Below are 17,720 nucleotides of genomic sequence, written 5' to 3' on the forward strand. Positions count from 1 at the left end.
TGCCGTTCACGTACCCGCTCCCCTCGCTCCGGCTTCGGCCTCGCGCCTTCGTCGTCGTACGACCGCCAGGGCCCCGGCCGGGGCGGACAGCGCGCCCGCCCGCCGGCGCCGGACGGGCAGGGTGCGCGGGGCACGGTCCCGTACGGTCCCGAGGACCCCGTCCGCGCGCACCGCGAGCCGGGGTACGAGTTTCGTCGTGCCCCGGTCGACCAGCTCGTACGTGATGCGGTCGCCGCGCACGGCCACGTGCTCGACGCTCAGCGCGGGGAGCCTGGGACCGCCGACCCGCACCAGCAGCGGGACGGTGACCCGCCGCCCCGTCGACTCCTGTACGACGATCGCACCGGCGCGGTTGCCCGGGGGTGTGTCCGCCGGGAGCGTCACCGTGAACGGCACCTCGGCGCGGGTGCGGGCGGGCACCCGCACGACCGCCCGGGCGAAGGTGACCGGGAGCCCGTCGGGGCCGGCGGCGTGCAGCCGTACGGTGAGCGGCCGGGTGCCCGGGTTGGTGACGGCGACCGTGTCCTGGAGCACCGCGCCGGGCACCCCCTCCGCGGAGAAGGAGGGCCGCCCGCCGCCCGAGGGCGCGGCCGACCAGCCGCCGGCGGTGGCGGCGGGAGCGGCGGCCACCAGCAGCGGCAGGGTCAGCAGCAGGGTGCGCGCGGCGGGGGCGCAGGCGTACGGCATCGGCGGCATCGGCGGCTCCGGTGAGGAGGGGGGCGTGGCGGGGGCCGGCGGGGGTCAGCGGGGCTGCTGATGCCGCCGGGTCAGCCACAGGACGCCCGCCGCGCCGGCGAGCAGGACGGTTCCGCCGAGGGTGCCGAGGGCGATCGCGGAGTCCTCGGGCCCGGTCTGCGGAAGCTCGCCGCCACTGCCACCGCCGCTGCCGCTGCCGCTTCCGCCGGTGCCTCCGCCGCTGCTGCTGCCGCCGCCCGACGCGGTCACGTCGAGGGTCAGGGAGGGGCCGGGGCTGTTGGCGGGCGTGCAGGTGGTGGTCGTACCGAGGGCTTTGATGGTGAGGACGGCGGCCGTGAAGGTGACCTTGCCGGTCTTCTTCGGGGTGTACGTGCCGCTCAGGTCGTTGATCTTGATGGGGGTGTTCTCGGGGATCGCGGCCTGGTTGGCGGGGCCGGTGACGCTCATCGTGCCGCTGTCCGCGCCGCCGAGTTCGATGGTGGCGCTGGGGACCATCGAGCCCGCGCCGAGCTCCACCGGGCTGGAGGAGACGCCCTTCTGCCAGGACATGGTGATCTTGTAGCCGCTGCCGCTCTTGACGCCCTTGATGTCGATCGGCGAGACCGCGCTCTTGTCACCGATGGGGGTCTTGCACGTGTAGTTGACGTCGACGACCTCGGCCGTGGCCACGGGGGCGGACACCCAGACCGCCGCCCCGGCCAGGGCCGCGGCGGACATGAGCGCGGCACTTCGCTTCCGGTTCGACACGGTCCCCTCATTCCTGCCGGTCGCCTGCCGGCCCTTCCCGGCCATTCCTGACGAGCCATCAGATCGAGCCGTCAAGGTACGCCGGGCAGGTTGAGGAGGGAAGAGAAGGGGAGGGCCGGAGTTGGGGGGATCCGGGGGTGGGGTGGGGGCGGGGCGGGGGTTCGGTGCGGGGGTGGTTGGGGGTGGGGTGGTTTGGGGTGGGCGCAGGCGGAGGGGGCCGCGCCGGGGCCCGGCATGAGAGGCCGCACCAGAGGGTTCCGCGAGGGGGCCCGTACCTGGGTGGGCGTACCCGGTGGGGTCCGTGCGGGAGACCTGCGGTGGCGCCGCCGGCAGCGGGGAGCCCGGTGGGGTGGCGCGGCGGGAGCGCACCGCGAGCGGGGCCAGCCCCCGCGCCGTGACGCCCCCACACACGTGCCGTCCGCGCCCCGCCCCGGGCGCAGGCGGCAGGCGCGGTGGCCTCGGCGGGCGTGGCAGCCGTACAGGCGCATAGCGTGCAGGGCAGCCGCGACGTCCGTGCATGTCAGCCGTGGCAGCCCCGCCGCTGCCACCAAGCCGCGTCGGCCTCATGAACCCGGGCTGCCCCCATCAAGCGGAAGCGCCCGCGCCAGACCGGGCCGCCACCATCGAGCAGGACCACCCCTGCCAGGCCGGGCCACCACCGCCACACCGGGCCGCCACCGCCAAACCGGGCCACCACCGTCAAGCCGGGCCGCCTCCGTCGAGCCGCCGGGCCGGGCCCGCGCCGCCGGGCCGCGGAGCGTTTTCGTCGAGCCGTCTCCCGGAACACTTCGCCCGGCGGGTCCGCCCCCGTCAGGCCGGTGCGCCCAGTTCCGCCCAGACCGTCTTGCCCTTCAGGCCCGGCGCGCGGACGACTCCCCAGTCCAGGCAGAGGCGCTGGACGATGAACATGCCGTGGCCGCCGGGGCGGCCCGCGCGGTGAGGGGTGCGGGGTGCCGGCTGGCCGGTGCCGCGGTCGGAGACCTCGACGCGGATCACCTTCTTGTCGCAGCCCAGGACCATCCGCTCCGGCCCTTCGGCGTGCAGGCAGGCGTTGGTGACCAGCTCGGAGACGACGAGCAGCACATCCTCGGCGGCGGCCCGCTGGTCGGCGGTGGCCGCGGGCAGCCAGCCCCACGCGTACAGCGCCTGCCGGGCGAAGTCGCGGGCCGCCGGGACGACCCCGCTGACGCCGTCGAAGCTCAGCCCGCGGACCTCGCGACCCGCCGGGGCTCCGGTGGCGCCGTCGGCCTCCGGCTCCTGCTCCGGACCGCGGTCGCCCGGCGAGTAGGGCCGGGTGGTGCTCATCAGCGCTTCACCTCACCGATTCACCGGTTCACAATTCAACGTTCACTTCAGCACAGAGTGCCGTACGGAGTTCAGTACGTGGCACACCGGCGTTTCCGTCGAACGTGCCCTCGACATGTTCAGGTCCAGGGTGTCTCCTGCCCGGCGGAACCGACGGAACACCCCCCGTTTCGGGCGGTTGCGACCGGACACGGCCGGGGTGACCGGTTCCGCCCGGCGCGCCCGGCCCGCCCCGCTCAGCCGTCCTCGTCGGCGAGCGCGGCCGCGAGGCTGTCGTGCACGGTGAACACCGCGTCCGCCCCGGTGATCTCGAAGACCCGGGCCACCACGGGCTGCATTCCCGCCAGATGGACCCCGCCCCCCGCCGCCTCCGCCTTCAGCCGGGCGCCGAGCAGGACGTTCAGCCCCGTGGAGTCGCAGAACTCCAGCCGCGAGCAGTCCACGACCAGCCTGCTGAACCCCCTGGCGAGACAGTCCTCGAGTGGGTCACGCAACAGATCGGCGGTGTGGTGGTCCAGCTCGCCCGCCGGGGTCACGACGGCGCTGGAGCCCTCCTCCCGCACCTCGACCAGAAGCCGGCCCGACTGTGCGCTGCCGACCGTCCCGCGGTCCATGCGTCTCTCTCCCGGGGTCGCTCACTGCTGGGTGGTCACCTGCGGGCAGCCTGCCGAAGTCGCCGCCGGCTGCCCTCGAACACTACGCCTTCGTCACGCGCTCCAACACCCGAGCAATCGCACACAAACGGACATAAGCCACCAATTCGCACTTGCGGATGGCTCCGTGAAGCCGGTAGGGCTAGTAAGGAACACGCAACCGACACGGCCGGCTTTGGAGGCGCCGCACACCGTAGTGCGCTGACTGGCTTCGGCAGCCTTATGCCGAGAACGATGGAGGACATCATGTCACCCCGGCTCGACGCATCGCCCACCCCGGCCGCGCCGTCGACACCCCCACCGGTACAGGACCAGCTGAATCCCATCGCGGAGCTCCCCGGGCCCCGTCACCCCGACGCGCCCCCTCCGTACGACGAGCTGATCCCTCCCCAGGAGGAGATCGCGCAGATCGGGGCCGTCGACGCACGGGCCCTGTCCAAGACGCTGTTCGAGCGGCTGGAGTCGCTCGAAGAAGGCACGCACGAACACGCGTACGTGCGCAACACCCTCGTCGAGCTGAACCTGGCGCTCGTGAAGTTCGCCGCCTCCCGCTTCCGCTCGCGCAGCGAACCGATGGAGGACATCGTCCAGGTCGGCACGGTCGGTCTGATCAAGGCGATCGACCGGTTCGAACTGTCCCGCGGCGTCGAGTTCCCCACCTTCGCGATGCCGACCATCGTCGGTGAGATCAAACGGTTCTTCCGCGACACGTCCTGGTCCGTGCGCGTTCCGCGCCGGCTCCAGGAGCTGCGCCTGGACCTGGCCAGAGCGGGTGACGAACTCGCCCAGAAGCTGGACCGCTCCCCCACCGTGGCGGAACTGGCGGAACGTCTCGGCATCACCAACGAGGAGGTCGTGGAGGGCATGGTGGCCTCCAACGCCTACACGGCGTCCTCCCTGGACGCCCAGCCGGACGAGGACGACGCCGAGGGCGCCCTCGCCGACCGCATCGGCTACGAGGACCACGGACTCGAAGGCATCGAGTACGTCGAGTCGTTGAAACCCCTGATCGCCGAACTCCCGCCGCGCGAACGCCAGATCCTCTCCCTCCGCTTCGTCGCGGGCATGACCCAGTCGGAGATCGGCGAGGAACTGGGCATCTCGCAGATGCATGTGTCCCGCCTGCTGTCACGGACGCTGGTGCGGCTGCGCAAGGGACTGACGGTCGAGGAGTAGGACCCTCGGCCCCGGGGTCCGGCGCCGCTCGCCCGGCCCCCGGGGCCGGGGACCTTACCCCCGGAAACCCCTCCCCCCGACCCCCCTCTCGCCACTAGGGTCACCCCCACCCCAGACTGACCGGTACGTCAGCAACGGCGAGGAGGCGGATGTCGTGGTCCGTGCGGTTGGAGAGAGCGGAGAGGATCCCACCACTTCCGGCGATACCGATGCCCATGCCCATGCCGATGCCGATGCCGATGCCTCAGGAGATTCCGACACCCGCCTGACGGATCTGCTGCGCGGCGCGCCCGCCCGGGCCTACCCGGCGCTGCGCGCGCTGCGCGCCCGCCACGAAAGCGCCGTCCTCGCCTACGCCCGCCGGTGCACGACCAGCGAACCGGCCGCGCGCCGGCTGGCGGCGGAGGCGTTCACCCTCACCGCCCGCGAGACCGCGCGCGGCAGCGAACCGGGCGGCGCCTGGCGGCACCGGCTGCTGCTCCAGGTGGTACGGGTGGCGGCGGACTGGGCCGGGGACGACCGGGCGAGCGGCCTGGACGCGGGCCTGCTGCTGGTCCTCCGCACGGCCCCCGCCCCCCACGCCCCGCTCCCTCCCCTCACTCCGGCCTTCCACTCCCTCCCGTCCCGCACGCAGGGCCTGCTCTGGTACGGCGTGGTGGAGCGGGACCCGCCGGCCCGCATCGCCGTACTCCTCGGCCTGACCCCCGAGGACGTGACGTACGGAATCGCCCCCGCCCTCCACGCACTGGCGGGAGCGGCGCTCCGGCTGCGCCTGGCCGCCTCCGCCGACCCCCGCTGCGGGGACTTCCGGCGGCTGATCGAGGAGTCCGTACGGCCGGAGGGCGCCCGCCGCAGCCCCGACCTGGAGGCCCACCGGGCGCACTGCCCGCACTGCGCGACGGCGTACGAGGAACAGCGCGCGCTGCGGGCCACGCCGCGCACGGCGCTCGCGGAGGGCTTGCTGCCGTGGGCGGGGACGGCGTACGTGCGGGAGGAGCGGGAACCGGCGGCTGCGGTGACGGCACCGGTACGACGGCTCCCGCGGCGCCGTCCGGTCCTGGTCTCGGCGGCGGCAGCGCTGGCCCTGCTCCCCCTGGGGCTGACCCTGCTGCCCTCGGACGACGGGGGAGCCCCGACCGGCGCGGCCGTCGCGGCCCCGTCGACGGCCCCTCGGGTGACGGTGACTGCGACGGTGTCGGCGTCCGCCCCCACCCCCGCCCCGACCACCAGATCCCCGGCACCGAGCGCGACTCCGTCGCCCTCCCGCACCACCGCACCCCCGCCCCCGGCCCCGACCCCGTCCCCTTCCCCGACCCGTGCGCCGGGTGGGACGTACGCCCAGGTCGTGAACGTCGCGACGGGCCGCTGTCTGGAGGTGGCGGGGGACTTCGACAACGGCACGGACGTGGTGACGGTGCCGTGTACGTCGTCGCCCAGCCAGCGTTGGCGGGTGGACACCGACCGCGAGGTGCTCCAGTCGGCCGCCGACACCGACTTCTGCCTGGACAGCCGGGGCTCGGTGGACAAGGGGGTCGGCGTCTGGCAGTGCGCCTCGGTGGAGGGCGACAACGGCGACAACCTCCGCTTCACCGTGGACCCCGACGGGACGATCCGCCCGCGGATCGCGATCCTCACGGGGCTGACGGCGGACGCGGGCGGCGGGGTGTCACTGGAGCCGCTGGACGGCGGCGGGGACCAGCGGTGGCGGGCGGGCGCGCGCTGACCGGCCCGCGCCGACCAGGAACCCGGAGCGCCGGCGCATCTGCCGGCGGCCTGCGCCGGGCGCCCCGTCAGCGTCCCGGCCGTACGCCCCCTCGTTCCGATGAGGCCGGGCCCCGCTCAGACCACCCGTACGCCCCTCTTCCACACCCCCGAGACGAGGGGGACCCCGGGCCGGTAGGCCAGGTGGACGTGGCTCGGGGCGTCCAGGAGGGTCAGGTCGGCGTAGGCGCCGGGGGTGAGGCGGCCGACGTCCGTGCGGCGGAGGGCTGCCGCGCCGCCCGCCGTGGCCGACCAGACCGCCTCGTCCGGGGTCATGTGCATGTCCCGGACGGCCAGGGCGATGCAGAAGGGGACCGAGGAGGTGAAGGAGGAGCCGGGGTTGCAGTCCGTCGACAGGGCCACCGTGACGCCCGCGTCCAGGAGCCGGCGGGCGTCCGGCCACGCGGCACGGGTCGAGAACTCGGCGCCGGGCAGGAGCGTGGCGACGGTACGGCTGTTCGCGAGCGCGTCCACGTCCGCGTCCGTGAGGTGGGTGCAGTGGTCGGCGCTCGCGGCGTCGAGCTCGACGGCGAGCTGGACGCCGGGGCCGTAGGACAGCTGGTTGGCGTGGATGCGGGGGTGCAGGCCCTTCGCCCTGCCCGCGGTGAGGATCGCGCGGGCCTGGTCGCCGTCGAAGGCGCCCTTCTCGCAGAAGACGTCGATCCAGCGGGCGTGCGGGGCGCAGGCGTCCAGCATCTCGCCGGTGACCAGCGAGACGTACGCGGCCGGGTCGTCGGCGAGGTCCGGGGAGACGATGTGGGCGCCGAGGTAGGTCACCTCGTCGGTGTGGCGGGCGGCGATGCGCAGGGCGCGGGCCTCGTCGGCGACGGTCAGGCCGTACCCGGACTTGGTCTCGAAGGTGGTCGTGCCCTGGTGGAGGGCCTCGGAGAGGTAGCGGGTGAGGTTCGCCTCGAGCTGCTCGTCACTGGCCGCCCGGGTCGCCGCCACCGTCGTCCGGATGCCGCCCGCGGTGTAGCCGCGGCCGGACATCCGGGCGTTGAACTCCTCGGTGCGGTCGCCCGCGAAGACGAGGTGGGAGTGGGAGTCGACGAAGCCGGGGAGGGCCGCCCGGCCGTCGGCGTCGACCCGGTTGTCAGTGGCGGGTGCTTTGCTGGAGTCACCGGTCCACACGACGCGGTCGCCCTCGACGACGACGGCCGCGTCCCGGACCAGACCGAGGGGAGAACCGTCACCGAGGGAGGGGTCGTTGGTGACCAGCGTGGCGATGTTGGTGATGACGGTGCTGCTGCTCATCGTCGTGTCCTCGTGGCTCACAGGGGCGCGGGCGGATGCGGGGGCGGGGGTCAGTCGTGCAGTGCTTCCACCGCACGGGCCAGCGCCTGCGGCACGTCCGGTACGAGCGTGTGGGCCCCGTCGCGTACGACGTGCCGGCCCGCGACGACCGTATGCCGCACGTCCGCCGCGGTCGCCGCGAATACGGCGGTCTCGGCGCCGAGCCGGGGCAGCGGGCCCGCTGTCCTGACGGAGTCGAGGGCGATCGTCGTGAAGTCGGCGGGGGCGCCGGTCTCCAGGGCGCCCGCCTCCGGGCGGCCCAGGGCCGCGTGGCCGTCGGCGGAGGCGGCGCGCAGCAGGGCGGCCGCCGTCCAGTGACCGCGGGTGCGGGTGCGCAGGCGTTCGTTCAGCTCCATCGCGCGCGCCTCCTCCAGGAGGTCGATCACGGCGTGGCTGTCGGAGCCCAGACAGAGCGGTGAGCCCTCGTTCTGGAGGGCGACGGCCGGTCCGATGCCGTCCGCGAGGTCCCGCTCGGTCGTGGGGCACATGCAGGTGCCGGTGCCGCTGCCGCCGAGCAGGGAGATGTCCTCGGCGGTGAGGTGCGTGTTGTGGACGCCGGTGGTGCGCGGGCCGAGGACCCCGTGCAGGGCGAGGAGCTGGGTCGGGGTGCAGCCGTGGACCTCGTGGCAGGCCTCGTTCTCGGCGGTCTGCTCGGAGAGGTGGACGTGCAGCGGCGCGCCGCGCTCCCCGGCCCAGCCGGCCACGGTCGCCAGTTGCTCGGCGGGCACGGCCCGTACCGAGTGGATCGCGGCCCCGATCCGTGCGTGATCCCGTTCCTTGAGAAGTGAAGAGCGTTCGGCCCAGGCGTCCGCGCTGCCGTCGGAGAAGCGGAGCTGGTGGGCTTTGGGGGGCTGTCCGAAGCCGGAGGACAGGTAGGCGGTGTCGAGGAGGGTGATGCGGATGCCGGCTTCGGCGGCGGCCTCGATCAGGGCCTCGCCCATCGCGTTGGGGTCGGCGTACGGGGTGCCGCCGGGGGCGTGGTGCAGATAGTGGAACTCGCCGACGGCCGTGATCCCGGCGAGCGCCATCTCGGCGTACACCGCGCGCGCCAGGGCGTGGTAGGTGTCGGGGGTCAGCCGGTCGGCGACGGAGTACATGATCTCGCGCCAGGTCCAGAAGGTGCCGGAGCCGACCTGGACGGTGCCGCGCAGGGCGCGGTGGAAGGCGTGCGAGTGGGCGTTCGCCAGACCGGGGAGGGTGAGGCCGCGCAGGATCTCGGCGCCCGGGGGCGGGGTGTCGACGCCGGTGCGGACGGCGGTGATCCGGCCGTCCGTGACGTCCAGGGCGACGCCCGGCTCCACCCGCGGGTCGAGCCAGGCGTGCTCCAGCCAGTAGGTCCGTGTCCGCTGCGTGGAGGTCACCTGCAGGCCAGTCCTTCCAGTACGTCGGCGAGGGCGTGCACCCCGGCCACGCAGTCGTCCTCGGCGGCGAACTCGGCCGGGGAGTGCGAGACACCCGTGGGGTTGCGCACGAACAGCATGGCGGTCGGAATGCGTCCGGAGAGGATCCCGGCGTCGTGTCCGGCGCCGGTGCCGAGGACGGGCACCTTGAGGTCGGTGTCCCGGCCCAGGATGCGGGCGAGTTCGTCGCGCAGGGCGTGGTCGAACTCGACGACCGGGGTGAAGGACTCACGTACGACGTCGAGGTCGATGCCGTGCTCCTCGGCGTAGGCGCGGGCGGCCTTCTCGATGCCGCCGACGACGGTGTCGAGGGTGGCCTGGTCCTCGGCCCGGGAGTCGAGCCAGCCGCGCACCAGGGAGGGGACGGCGTTGACGCCGTTCGGCTCGACGGAGATCTTGCCGAAGGTGGCGACGGCACCGGCGAGCGCGGCCTCGCGGCGGGCGGCGAGGACCGTCTCGGCGTACGACAGCATCGGGTCGCGGCGGTCGGCGAGGCGGGTGGTGCCGGCGTGGTTGGCCTCGCCGCGGAAGTCGAACCGCCAGCGGCCGTGCGGCCAGATGGCGCTGGCGATGCCGACCCGGTCGCCGGACAGGTCCAGCGCGCGGCCCTGTTCGACGTGGAGTTCGACGAACGCGCCGATGCGGGCCAGCCGTTCGGGGTCGGGGCCGATGGCGTCGGGGTCGTGGCCGGCGGCCTCCATGGCCTGCGGGAGGGTGATCCCGTCGGCGTCGGTGAGGCGGTGCGCCTGCTCGGCGGTGAGCGCTCCGGCGGTGAGCCGGGAGCCGACGCAGGCCAGACCGAAGCGGGCGCCCTCCTCGTCGCCGAAGTTGACGACGGCCAGCGGCCTGGTGAACTCGGCGCCGCGGGTGCGCAGTTCGTCGAGCGCGGCGAAGGAGGAGACCACTCCGAGCGGTCCGTCGAAGGCGCCTCCGTCGGGCACGGAGTCGAGGTGCGAGCCGGTGACGACGGCGTCCCCGGCGGCCGGGTCGCCGAGCCACGCCCACTGGTTGCCGTTGCGGTCCAGCTCGTAGGCCAGACCGCGCGCGGCGGCCTGCTCCTCGAACCAGGTCCGGCACTCGGCGTCGGCGGCGGTCCAGGCGAACCGGCGGTAGCCGCGGGAGGCGGAGTCACGGCCGACGGGCAGCAACTCCGCCCACATGCTGTGGAACGTCACGCGTCGTCACCTTCGCGCATCGGCACCCGCACGCCCCGCTCGTCGGCGACGGTCTCCGCGATGTCGTAGCCGGCGTCGACGTGCCGGATGACGCCCATGCCGGGGTCGTTGGTCAGGACGCGGCGGATCTTCTCTCCGCCCAGCTTGGTGCCGTCGGCGACGGTGACCTGGCCGGCGTGGATGGAGCGGCCCATGCCGACGCCGCCGCCGTGGTGGAGCGAGACCCAGGAGGCACCGGAGGCCACGTTGACCATGGCGTTGAGCAGCGGCCAGTCGGCGATCGCGTCGGAGCCGTCGAGCATGGCCTCGGTCTCCCGGTACGGGGAGGCGACGGAGCCGCAGTCGAGGTGGTCGCGGCCGATGGCCAGCGGGGCGGCCAGCTCGCCGGAGGCCACCATGTCGTTGAAGCGCTCGCCGGCCTTGTCGCGCTCGCCGTAGCCGAGCCAGCAGATCCGGGCGGGCAGGCCCTGGAAGTGGACGCGCTCGCCGGCCAGCTTGATCCAGCGGGCCAGGGACTCGTTCTCCGGGAAGAGGTCGAGGATGGCCTTGTCGGTCTTGGCGATGTCGGCGGGGTCGCCGGACAGGGCGGCCCAGCGGAAGGGGCCCTTGCCCTCGCAGAACAGGGGGCGGATGTAGGCGGGGACGAAGCCGGGGAAGGCGAAGGCCCGGTCGTAGCCGGCGAGCTGGGCCTCGCCGCGGATGGAGTTGCCGTAGTCGAAGACCTCGGCGCCGGCGTCCAGGAAGCCGACCATGGCCTCGACGTGGCGGGCCATCGACTCCCGGGCCCGCGTGGTGAAGCCGGCCGGGTCCTTGGCGGCCGCGTCGGCCATGTCCTCGAAGGCCACCCCGACCGGCAGGTAGGCCAGCGGGTCGTGGGCGGAGGTCTGGTCGGTGACGATGTCGATGGGGGCGCCCATCGCGAGGAGCTGGGGGACCAGTTCGGCGGCGTTGCCGAGGACGCCGATGGACAGCGGGCGGCGCGCGTCACGGGCCTCGACGGCCAGCTGGAGGGCGTGGTCGAGGGAGTCGGCCTTCACGTCGAGGTAGCGGTGCTCGATGCGGCGCTCGATGGCGCGCGGGTCGCAGTCGATACAGAGCGCGACACCGTCGTTCATGGTCACGGCGAGGGGCTGGGCACCGCCCATGCCGCCGAGGCCGGCGGTGAGGGTGATGGTCCCGGCGAGGCTGCCGCCGAACTTCTTCGCGGCGACGGCGGCGAAGGTCTCGTAGGTGCCCTGGAGGATGCCCTGGGTGCCGATGTAGATCCAGGAACCGGCGGTCATCTGGCCGTACATGGTCAGGCCGAGGGCCTCCAGGCGGCGGAACTCCTCCCAGTTGGCCCAGTCGCCGACGAGGTTGGAGTTGGCGATGAGGACGCGCGGGGCCCACTCGTGGGTCTGCATGACGCCGACGGGGCGGCCGGACTGGACGAGCATCGTCTCGTCCTGCTTCAGCCCCTTCAGGGTGCGCACCATGGCGTCGAAGGAGCGCCAGTCGCGGGCGGCCTTGCCGGTGCCGCCGTAGACGACGAGCTTGTCGGGGTGTTCGGCGACCTCGGGGTCGAGGTTGTTCTGCAGCATCCGCAGAGCGGCTTCCTGCTGCCATCCCAGGGCGCTCAGTTCCGTACCGCGCTGTGCTCGTACGGGGCGGGGTCCTGACATGGTCTGCCTCCTTGCGGACGGTTCGTCCCGACGGACTGTTGCTCTCTCTATTCACATCCTGGACTCCTGAATAGAACTAGTCAATACACCGGGGCGAAGCCGCGCGCGAAAAGGGGGGAGGGGCGCTGGGGGCAGGACAGGGGCGCGCGGCACCGAGTTCACCACCCCTGACGGGAGGGCGCGCCGTTGACGTAAACCGTGCTCACGGTGTTGATAGGGACGCATGGGGCGTCGCGCCCCCAATCGGGGCCAGCCGACCCACGTTAGTCAGTCGGTCGCATGTTCCGCTGGAAAATGCCAGATCCCTCACCCGTGGCGCATACGTTGCGTAGCGTCTCCCTCACTCATCCGAACCGCGGGCGGGAGGGGAGCCGAACGGTGCCCGGAATCGACGAGTGCCTACTGGAGGCCATGCGGCTGCCCGGGGCCCGGGGAGCGGCGTTGGTCGACTGGACCAGCGGGCTGGCGCTGGGCGCCGTCGGGGAGTTCCCGGGCGGCGACCACGAGGCGGCGGCCGCCGAGGCCGCCGAGGTCGCCCGGCTGACGGCCGAGCAGCGCGCGTTCACCCCCGAGGGGTACGACGCCTCCGGCGACGGTGCCACGCAGGAGGCGGCCGAGCCCCCGGTGGAGGATCTGATCATCAGCAACCGGGACAGTTACCACCTGCTGCGGTTCGTGCCGACGTCCTTCGACAGCAGTGTCTTCCTGCACGTGTGGCTGAGCCGGTCGGACGGCAATCTCGCGCTGGCCCGGATCCGGCTGGGCGAGATGGCCGGACGGCTGGTGCTGGGGTGACGCTCGTGGGGACGACACCGAAGGGCACGACCCCGCCGCCCCGCCTTCCGGTGCGGGAGAGATCGGCGGCCCGGGAGGCGGGAGGCGGGCTGTCGCCGATGCTGACCCGGCTCGCCGCGGACCGGGCCACCGGCGTCCTGGAGCGCGAGCGCGGCTCGCTCTACCTCGCCGAGGGCCGCGTGGTGCACGCCGAGAGCCCCTTCGCTCCGGGTCTCGACGTGCTCCTCCTGACCCACGGCACCCTCGACGGCGCCTCCTGGCAGCAGGCGCTGGACCGCGCCGGCCCGGAGCAGGGCGCGCTGCGGCTGCTCCTGGACGCCGGCCGGATCCCGCGCGGCGCGCTGGAGCTGTGCCAGCTGGCGGCGCTGTACGACGCGGCGTACTTCGTGCTCGCGCCCAGCAGCGCCCCGGGCCGCTTCCGCTACGGCGCGGTCCACCCCCTGGGCGGGCTGCGGTCGGTGCCGGTGGGTTCGCTGCAGCGCGAGACGCTGCGCCGCCGTGAGCTGCTGGACCGGCTGTGGCCGGACCCGGTGGCCGACGGGGCGCCGCTGGTGCGGGCCGAGGCCTTCGCCGCCCCGGCGCCGACCGCGCGCCAGCGCGCCGTGCTGGCGCTGGTGGACGGGGTGCGCACGGCGTCGGACATCGCCCGTGCGTTGGGCCGGCAGGCGTTCCACACCCTGGTGGACGTCCGCCGGCTGGCCGCGGCGGGGCTGCTGACGGGGCTGTTCCCCCCACCGCCACCGCCGCCCCCGCCGTACGTCCCGGCAGGAACGGCGGGGGCGGCAGGAACGGCCGGAGCGGCAGGGACGGCGGGAGCGGCGGGGGCACCGGGCTCGTCACCGGCCGGCGGCCCCGGCGGCCGGGGGGCGCCGGGAACGGCCGGTGCGCCCGCTGTGCCCGGCGCGCCCGGGGTGCCGCCCACCGTCCAGCCCCCGCACGCGGCCTCGCTGCCCCGTGTCAACGACCCCGACATCACCTTGCTGAAGAGGCTCAGAGATGCGCTGGAGGCCCTTTGAGCGGCAGCGACCGCGCGACGGGAGGAGCGAACTGATGGCCGCCGGGCCGGAGATCCTCGACGAGCTCCGCCGGTTGCGGGCCCGGTTGCCGCAGCTGACCGGTGCGCTGGCGGCCGGCGTGGACGGACTCGTCCTCGCCCACGACACCCCCGGCGTGGAGCCGGAGGGGGTGGCCGCGCTGACCGCCGCGGCCCTGGGCGTCGCCGTCCGGCTCACGGACAGCACCGGGCAGGGCGATCTGCGCGAGCTGCTCGTGCGCGGTCGGTACGGCTATGTCGCGACGTACGCGGCCGGCGGTCACGCCGTGCTGACGGTGCTCGCGCAGGACCGTGTCAACGTCGGTCGGCTCCACCTGGAGGGCCGCCGGGCCGGGGCCCGGATCGGTGAGCTGGTCGACGCGTACGAGGCGAGGGCGCGCGAGGCGCGGATGCGTGAGCCGAAGGCCGCCCCCGCGAAGCCGTCGGCCCAGCCGCCCGTGCGGATGCCGGCCAGACCCCCCGCCGCCCCCCCATGGACCAGATCGGCGCGCGACACCACCACGGACGCGCGCACCACCACGGAAAGTCGAGAGGAACCGAGGAACACGTCATGGCCAACACCGAAACCGCACTGAAAGAGGCGCTCGCCACCATCGAGGGGGCGTCGGCAGCCGCCCTGGTCGACTACACCAGCGGAATGGCGCTGGGCACGCTGGGCGGCTCCAAGACCTTCGACCTCAACGTGGCCGCGGCCGGCAACACCGACGTGGTGCGCGCCAAGATGCGCACCATGGAGCACCTCGGGCTGAAGGCCCAGATCGAGGACATCCTGATCACGCTGTCCGACCAGTACCACCTGATCCGTCTGATCAGCGGGCGCGGCGGCAACGGGCTCTTCCTGTACCTCGTGCTGGACGCCAAGCGGGCCAACCTCGCGATGGCCCGCCACCAGCTCAGGAAGATCGAGGAGGACCTGGAGGTCTAGGACAGCCCGGAGTCAGACGGAGGAGGGAGTGCCGCGGCGGGTGCCGCCCGGGGCCGCGTCGCCCGCCCCGATGCCGGTGCTGCGGTACGCCTTGACCGCCTTTCCGGCCGGACGGCCTCCGTACCGGCCGAGCCAGTCGACGCGCACCCACAGCAGCGCGTCCCCGGCCCGCTCGCGCCGCCCGAGCCAGGCCGCCTTCAGCCGCAGCCCGGTGCCGCAGCCGGCGAGGAGCATGCCGGCGGCGGCGGGCACGGCGAAGGAGCCGGCCAGCGCGACCGCGAAGGCGAGCAGCAGCCACCAGCGGTGGCCGCGCCGCCACGTGCGGACGGTGACCGCCCGGTCCTGGAGCACATCGTGCTTGCCGGCCCGGGCGGCACCGCCCGCGAGCGCGGTGTACCGCCTACGGCCGTACAGCGCCACCACGGCCGCCCCCACGAGGAACAGCGCGGCCCCCGCCATGACCCCGATCCGGCGGCCGGTGATCCCGGGCGGCAGGACGCCGACCCCCGCCGTGAACACCCCGCACCACCACAGCGGTGCGGCCCCGGCCCGTACGACCACGGCCACCCGGGCCAGCCCTTGACCTCCGCGCGCCACGTCCGTCTCCTCCTCGCTCCGGCACGTTCTGGTGACCGGTCAGGCTAGTGAGCGAACGTGAGACCAGTCTGAGAACCGAGCGGCGCTATTCGACGAAGAGCCCGCGGGCCGCCGCCCGGGTGTCGAACTCCTCCAGGCGGGCCTGCGCGTCGGGCAGGTCGTCGCACATCGCCTCCAGCAGGACCCGGCCCAGCAGCATCGGCGCGCACGCCGTGTCGAAGGCGAGACCGGTGCCGACGGCGGCGGGCAGCAGCAGGTCGGAGACCTTGGCGACCGGGGCGAACGCGGAGTCGGCGACCGTGACGACGGTCAGCCCCGCCTCCTTCGCGCAGGTCAGCGCGTCGAGGACCTCGCGCGGATGCCGGGGCAGGGCGAAGCACAGCAGCGCGCTCGCACCGGCGCGCACGGCCGCGTCGATCCGGTCCTGGATCATCGTGCCGCCCTCGTTGAGCAGCCGTACGTCGGGGTGGACCTTGGCGGCGAAGTAGGCGAAGCCGTAGGCCTGGGAGGCGGCGGCCCGCAGGCCCAGCACCACAAGGGGCCGGGAGGCGGCCAGCAGCCGACCGGCGCGGTGCACCGGGCGCGGGTCGGCGAGGAGTTCGGCCAGATGCCGCAGGTTCTCGATCTCGGCCTCGACGGCCTGCTGGTACTCGTTGTAGGAGGCGGAGCCGGCGGGCTGGTCGGCGGGCGCGACCTCGCGCAGGTGCCGGCGCAGCGCGGGGTAGCCGTCGAAGCCGAGGGCGACGGCGAACCGGGTCACGGAGGGCTGGCTGACCCCGGCCAGCTCGGCCAGCTCGACGCTGGACAGGAACGGCACGTCGGCGGCGCGCCGCACCATGCTGTGGGCGATGCGCCGCTGGGTGGGTGTCAGCCGGTGCCCCTCGAAGAGCCGCTGCAGCCGTCCGGCGGGCGTGTCCGCCACCCCCGTGCCGTCCATGTCGGTCTCCCCGTTCATGCCCCGCTCCCCCTCCAGATGTCCGTGAACCGGTCCAGCAGCCGGGCCGCGGCGCTCACGTCGTCGGTGAGCGGCCGGTCGGCCTGTTCGGCGTCGAGCGCCGCCTCGGCGAGCTCCAGCGCCGCCCCGGCCGGGAGTCCCGGCCCGGGCCGCAGCTCGCGCTGGCGCAGCGCCCGTACGGCGGCGACGAGTTCGCAGCCGACCACGAGACGGTACGCGGCGCACGCCCTCAGTGTCTGCCGGGCGGCGAGCGAGGCGAAACTGGCCTGTTCCTCGACGCCTCGGGAGAGTACAGCGTGGCCGAGCGACGCGGGCGCGGAGAAGGCCCGCAGGTCGCCGAGGGCGGCGCCGGCGGCGTACTCCAGGATCATCACTCCGGAGGAGGCCGGCCGCTCGTCGGCGAGGAAGGGCCGCAGCCGGGTGTAGGCGGGCTCGTTGAGGGTGGAGAGCCGGGCGGTGGACAGCCGGGCCACCTGCACCAGCGAGAGCCTGAAGTGGTCCAGGGCGAGGGCGAGCTGGGCCTGGTAGAAGCCCCCGTGGTGGTAGGCGGTCTGGTCCTCGGGGGAGATGAGGGGGTTCTCGGCGGCTGCGTTGATCTCGATGCCGAGCACCTCCTCCAGGGCGTCGGCGGCATCGTGCGCGGGGCCGTGGATCTGGGGCAGGCAGCGGAAGCCGTACGGGTCCTGGATGCGCCCGAGGGGAGGGGTGGGCCGGTCCTCGGCGCCGATCAGCTTCCGCATCCGGCGGGCGACCTCGCGGGAGCCGCGGTGGGGGCGGGCGACGTGCACGGGGGCGGCGTACGCCTCGTGCGAGCCGTCGACGGCGAGCAGCGAGAGCGCCGCGACGACCTGGGTGGCCTCCAGCAGCCCGCGCAGTTCGTCGAGGGCGAGGGCGGACTGGCCGAGGGTGAGGGCGTTGCTGCTGATCAGGGCGAGGGCGTCGTTGTTGTCGAGCTGCTGGGGTGCGGGGGCGCCGGCTCCGCGCCAGGGATGTTCCCCGGCCAGCGCCAGCCCCACCTGGGCCAGGGCCGCCAGGTCACCGGTGCCCACCGAGCCGAACTCGTTGACAACCGGGTGCGCGCCGCCGGTCAGGGCCTCGCACAGGGCGGTGACCACGCCGGGGCGCAGGCCCGCGCCGCCGGCGAGGAGCTGGTTGGCGCGGACGGCGAGCATCGCGCGGACCTGCCGGGCGGGGAGCTCCTCGCCGATGGCGCCGGCGTGACTGCGCAGCAGCCGCAGACCGTGCTCGGCGGCCTCCTCGGTGGGCACGTCCTCGTTCCGGTTGGCGCCGACTCCGGTGGAGCGGCCGTAGACGCGTCCGGTGGCGGCGATCTGCCGGGCGGCATCCCAGACCTCGCTCATCCGGCGCATCGCGTCGGTGCCGGGCACCGGCCGGGCGGTGCCGTCGGCGAGGCGGACGACGTCCGGGACGCCGAGGGCGACGCCGTCTAGGACGACGAGGCCACTGTGTACGACACCCGGATCATCCACGATCTGAGACGACATTGACCCCAAACCCTTCTTAATA

17 protein-coding genes are annotated in these 17,720 nt (G+C 74.2%); 6 read left to right on the forward strand and 11 right to left on the reverse strand.

All coding sequences use genetic code 11. The features are described 5' to 3' along the window. Positions 1–6: 6 nt before the first annotated feature. The 4 genes from AQJ58_RS17030 to AQJ58_RS17045 all read right to left on the reverse strand — a co-directional run bounded on the left by AQJ58_RS17030 (position 7) and on the right by AQJ58_RS17045 (position 3,362). Complete coding sequence (locus AQJ58_RS17030) at positions 7–696, reverse strand: COG1470 family protein (RefSeq protein WP_324613767.1); 690 nt, start codon at positions 694–696, stop codon at positions 7–9. 45 nt (positions 697–741) lie between these two features. Further along, a complete protein-coding gene (locus AQJ58_RS17035; protein ID WP_199844600.1) occupies positions 742–1,443 on the reverse strand; it encodes an LPXTG cell wall anchor domain-containing protein in 702 nt (233 codons plus the stop codon). An 810-nt stretch (positions 1,444–2,253) separates the two neighbouring features. Further along, positions 2,254–2,748, reverse strand: coding sequence for an ATP-binding protein (locus AQJ58_RS17040; RefSeq protein ID WP_067251030.1), 495 nt, complete (start codon positions 2,746–2,748; stop codon positions 2,254–2,256). Between the two features lie 236 nt (positions 2,749–2,984). Next, entirely contained in the window at positions 2,985–3,362 is a 378-nt protein-coding gene (locus tag AQJ58_RS17045) for an STAS domain-containing protein (protein WP_067251031.1), read from the reverse strand. 285 nt (positions 3,363–3,647) lie between these two features. Between AQJ58_RS17045 and AQJ58_RS17050 the strand changes: the two genes are divergently transcribed. Then, positions 3,648–4,577, forward strand: coding sequence for an RNA polymerase sigma factor SigF (locus AQJ58_RS17050; protein ID WP_067251777.1), 930 nt, complete (start codon positions 3,648–3,650; stop codon positions 4,575–4,577). Positions 4,578–4,731: 154 nt separating this feature from the next. After that, positions 4,732–6,300 (forward strand): ricin-type beta-trefoil lectin domain protein, encoded by a 1,569-nt coding sequence (locus AQJ58_RS17055; protein ID WP_079078988.1) that lies wholly within the window; start codon positions 4,732–4,734, stop codon positions 6,298–6,300. 116 nt (positions 6,301–6,416) lie between these two features. Here the strand turns inward: AQJ58_RS17055 and hutI are convergent, their stop codons facing one another. The 4 genes from hutI to hutU are packed head-to-tail and all read right to left on the reverse strand — an operon-like array spanning position 6,417 to position 11,867. Further along, on the reverse strand, positions 6,417–7,592 hold the full coding sequence (gene hutI / locus AQJ58_RS17060) for an imidazolonepropionase (RefSeq protein WP_067251033.1): 1,176 nt from the start codon (positions 7,590–7,592) through the stop codon (positions 6,417–6,419). A gap of 50 nt (positions 7,593–7,642) precedes the next feature. After that, positions 7,643–8,992 (reverse strand): formimidoylglutamate deiminase, encoded by a 1,350-nt coding sequence (locus tag AQJ58_RS17065; protein ID WP_107122069.1) that lies wholly within the window; start codon positions 8,990–8,992, stop codon positions 7,643–7,645. Beyond that, positions 8,989–10,206 carry an allantoate amidohydrolase gene (locus AQJ58_RS17070; RefSeq protein WP_067251037.1) on the reverse strand — a complete coding sequence of 406 codons (1,218 nt, stop codon included), beginning with the start codon at positions 10,204–10,206 and terminating at the stop codon, positions 8,989–8,991. The genes AQJ58_RS17065 and AQJ58_RS17070 overlap by 4 nt, the downstream gene beginning before the upstream one ends. Continuing rightward, a complete protein-coding gene (gene hutU / locus AQJ58_RS17075) occupies positions 10,203–11,867 on the reverse strand; it encodes a urocanate hydratase (RefSeq protein WP_067251039.1) in 1,665 nt (554 codons plus the stop codon). The genes AQJ58_RS17070 and hutU overlap by 4 nt, the downstream gene beginning before the upstream one ends. A 378-nt stretch (positions 11,868–12,245) precedes the next feature. Here hutU and AQJ58_RS17080 point away from each other — a divergent pair, with 378 nt between their 5' ends. Genes AQJ58_RS17080 through AQJ58_RS17095 form a run of 4 tightly spaced genes read left to right on the forward strand, consistent with a single transcriptional unit; the run spans position 12,246 to position 14,641 of the window. Next, positions 12,246–12,662, forward strand: a complete 417-nt coding sequence (locus AQJ58_RS17080; protein WP_067251041.1) for a hypothetical protein — start codon at positions 12,246–12,248, stop codon at positions 12,660–12,662. Continuing rightward, the gene (locus AQJ58_RS17085; RefSeq protein WP_067251043.1) at positions 12,659–13,678 is read left to right on the forward strand and encodes a hypothetical protein; all 1,020 of its coding nucleotides are present in this window, start codon (positions 12,659–12,661) and stop codon (positions 13,676–13,678) included. Before AQJ58_RS17080 ends, AQJ58_RS17085 begins: the two co-directional genes overlap by 4 nt. A gap of 34 nt (positions 13,679–13,712) precedes the next feature. After that, complete coding sequence (locus AQJ58_RS17090; RefSeq protein WP_067251044.1) at positions 13,713–14,291, forward strand: roadblock/LC7 domain-containing protein; 579 nt, start codon at positions 13,713–13,715, stop codon at positions 14,289–14,291. Next, positions 14,267–14,641, forward strand: a complete 375-nt coding sequence (locus AQJ58_RS17095; RefSeq protein WP_059203185.1) for a roadblock/LC7 domain-containing protein — start codon at positions 14,267–14,269, stop codon at positions 14,639–14,641. The genes AQJ58_RS17090 and AQJ58_RS17095 overlap by 25 nt, the downstream gene beginning before the upstream one ends. Positions 14,642–14,653: 12 nt before the next feature. Here AQJ58_RS17095 and AQJ58_RS17100 read toward each other — a convergent pair whose 3' ends face one another. The 3 genes from AQJ58_RS17100 to AQJ58_RS17110 form a co-directional block, all read right to left on the reverse strand. Next, positions 14,654–15,238: a hypothetical protein gene (locus AQJ58_RS17100; protein WP_067251045.1), complete on the reverse strand. Its 585-nt coding sequence runs from the start codon at positions 15,236–15,238 to the stop codon at positions 14,654–14,656. A gap of 85 nt (positions 15,239–15,323) precedes the next feature. Further along, positions 15,324–16,175: a MurR/RpiR family transcriptional regulator gene (locus AQJ58_RS17105; RefSeq protein ID WP_107122084.1), complete on the reverse strand. Its 852-nt coding sequence runs from the start codon at positions 16,173–16,175 to the stop codon at positions 15,324–15,326. Between the two features lie 14 nt (positions 16,176–16,189). Next, entirely contained in the window at positions 16,190–17,698 is a 1,509-nt protein-coding gene (locus tag AQJ58_RS17110) for an aromatic amino acid ammonia-lyase (protein WP_067251048.1), read from the reverse strand. Positions 17,699–17,720 lie beyond the last annotated feature (22 nt).

Source organism: Streptomyces sp. DSM 15324, from assembly GCF_001514285.1.
Lineage (GTDB): Bacteria > Actinomycetota > Actinomycetes > Streptomycetales > Streptomycetaceae > Streptomyces.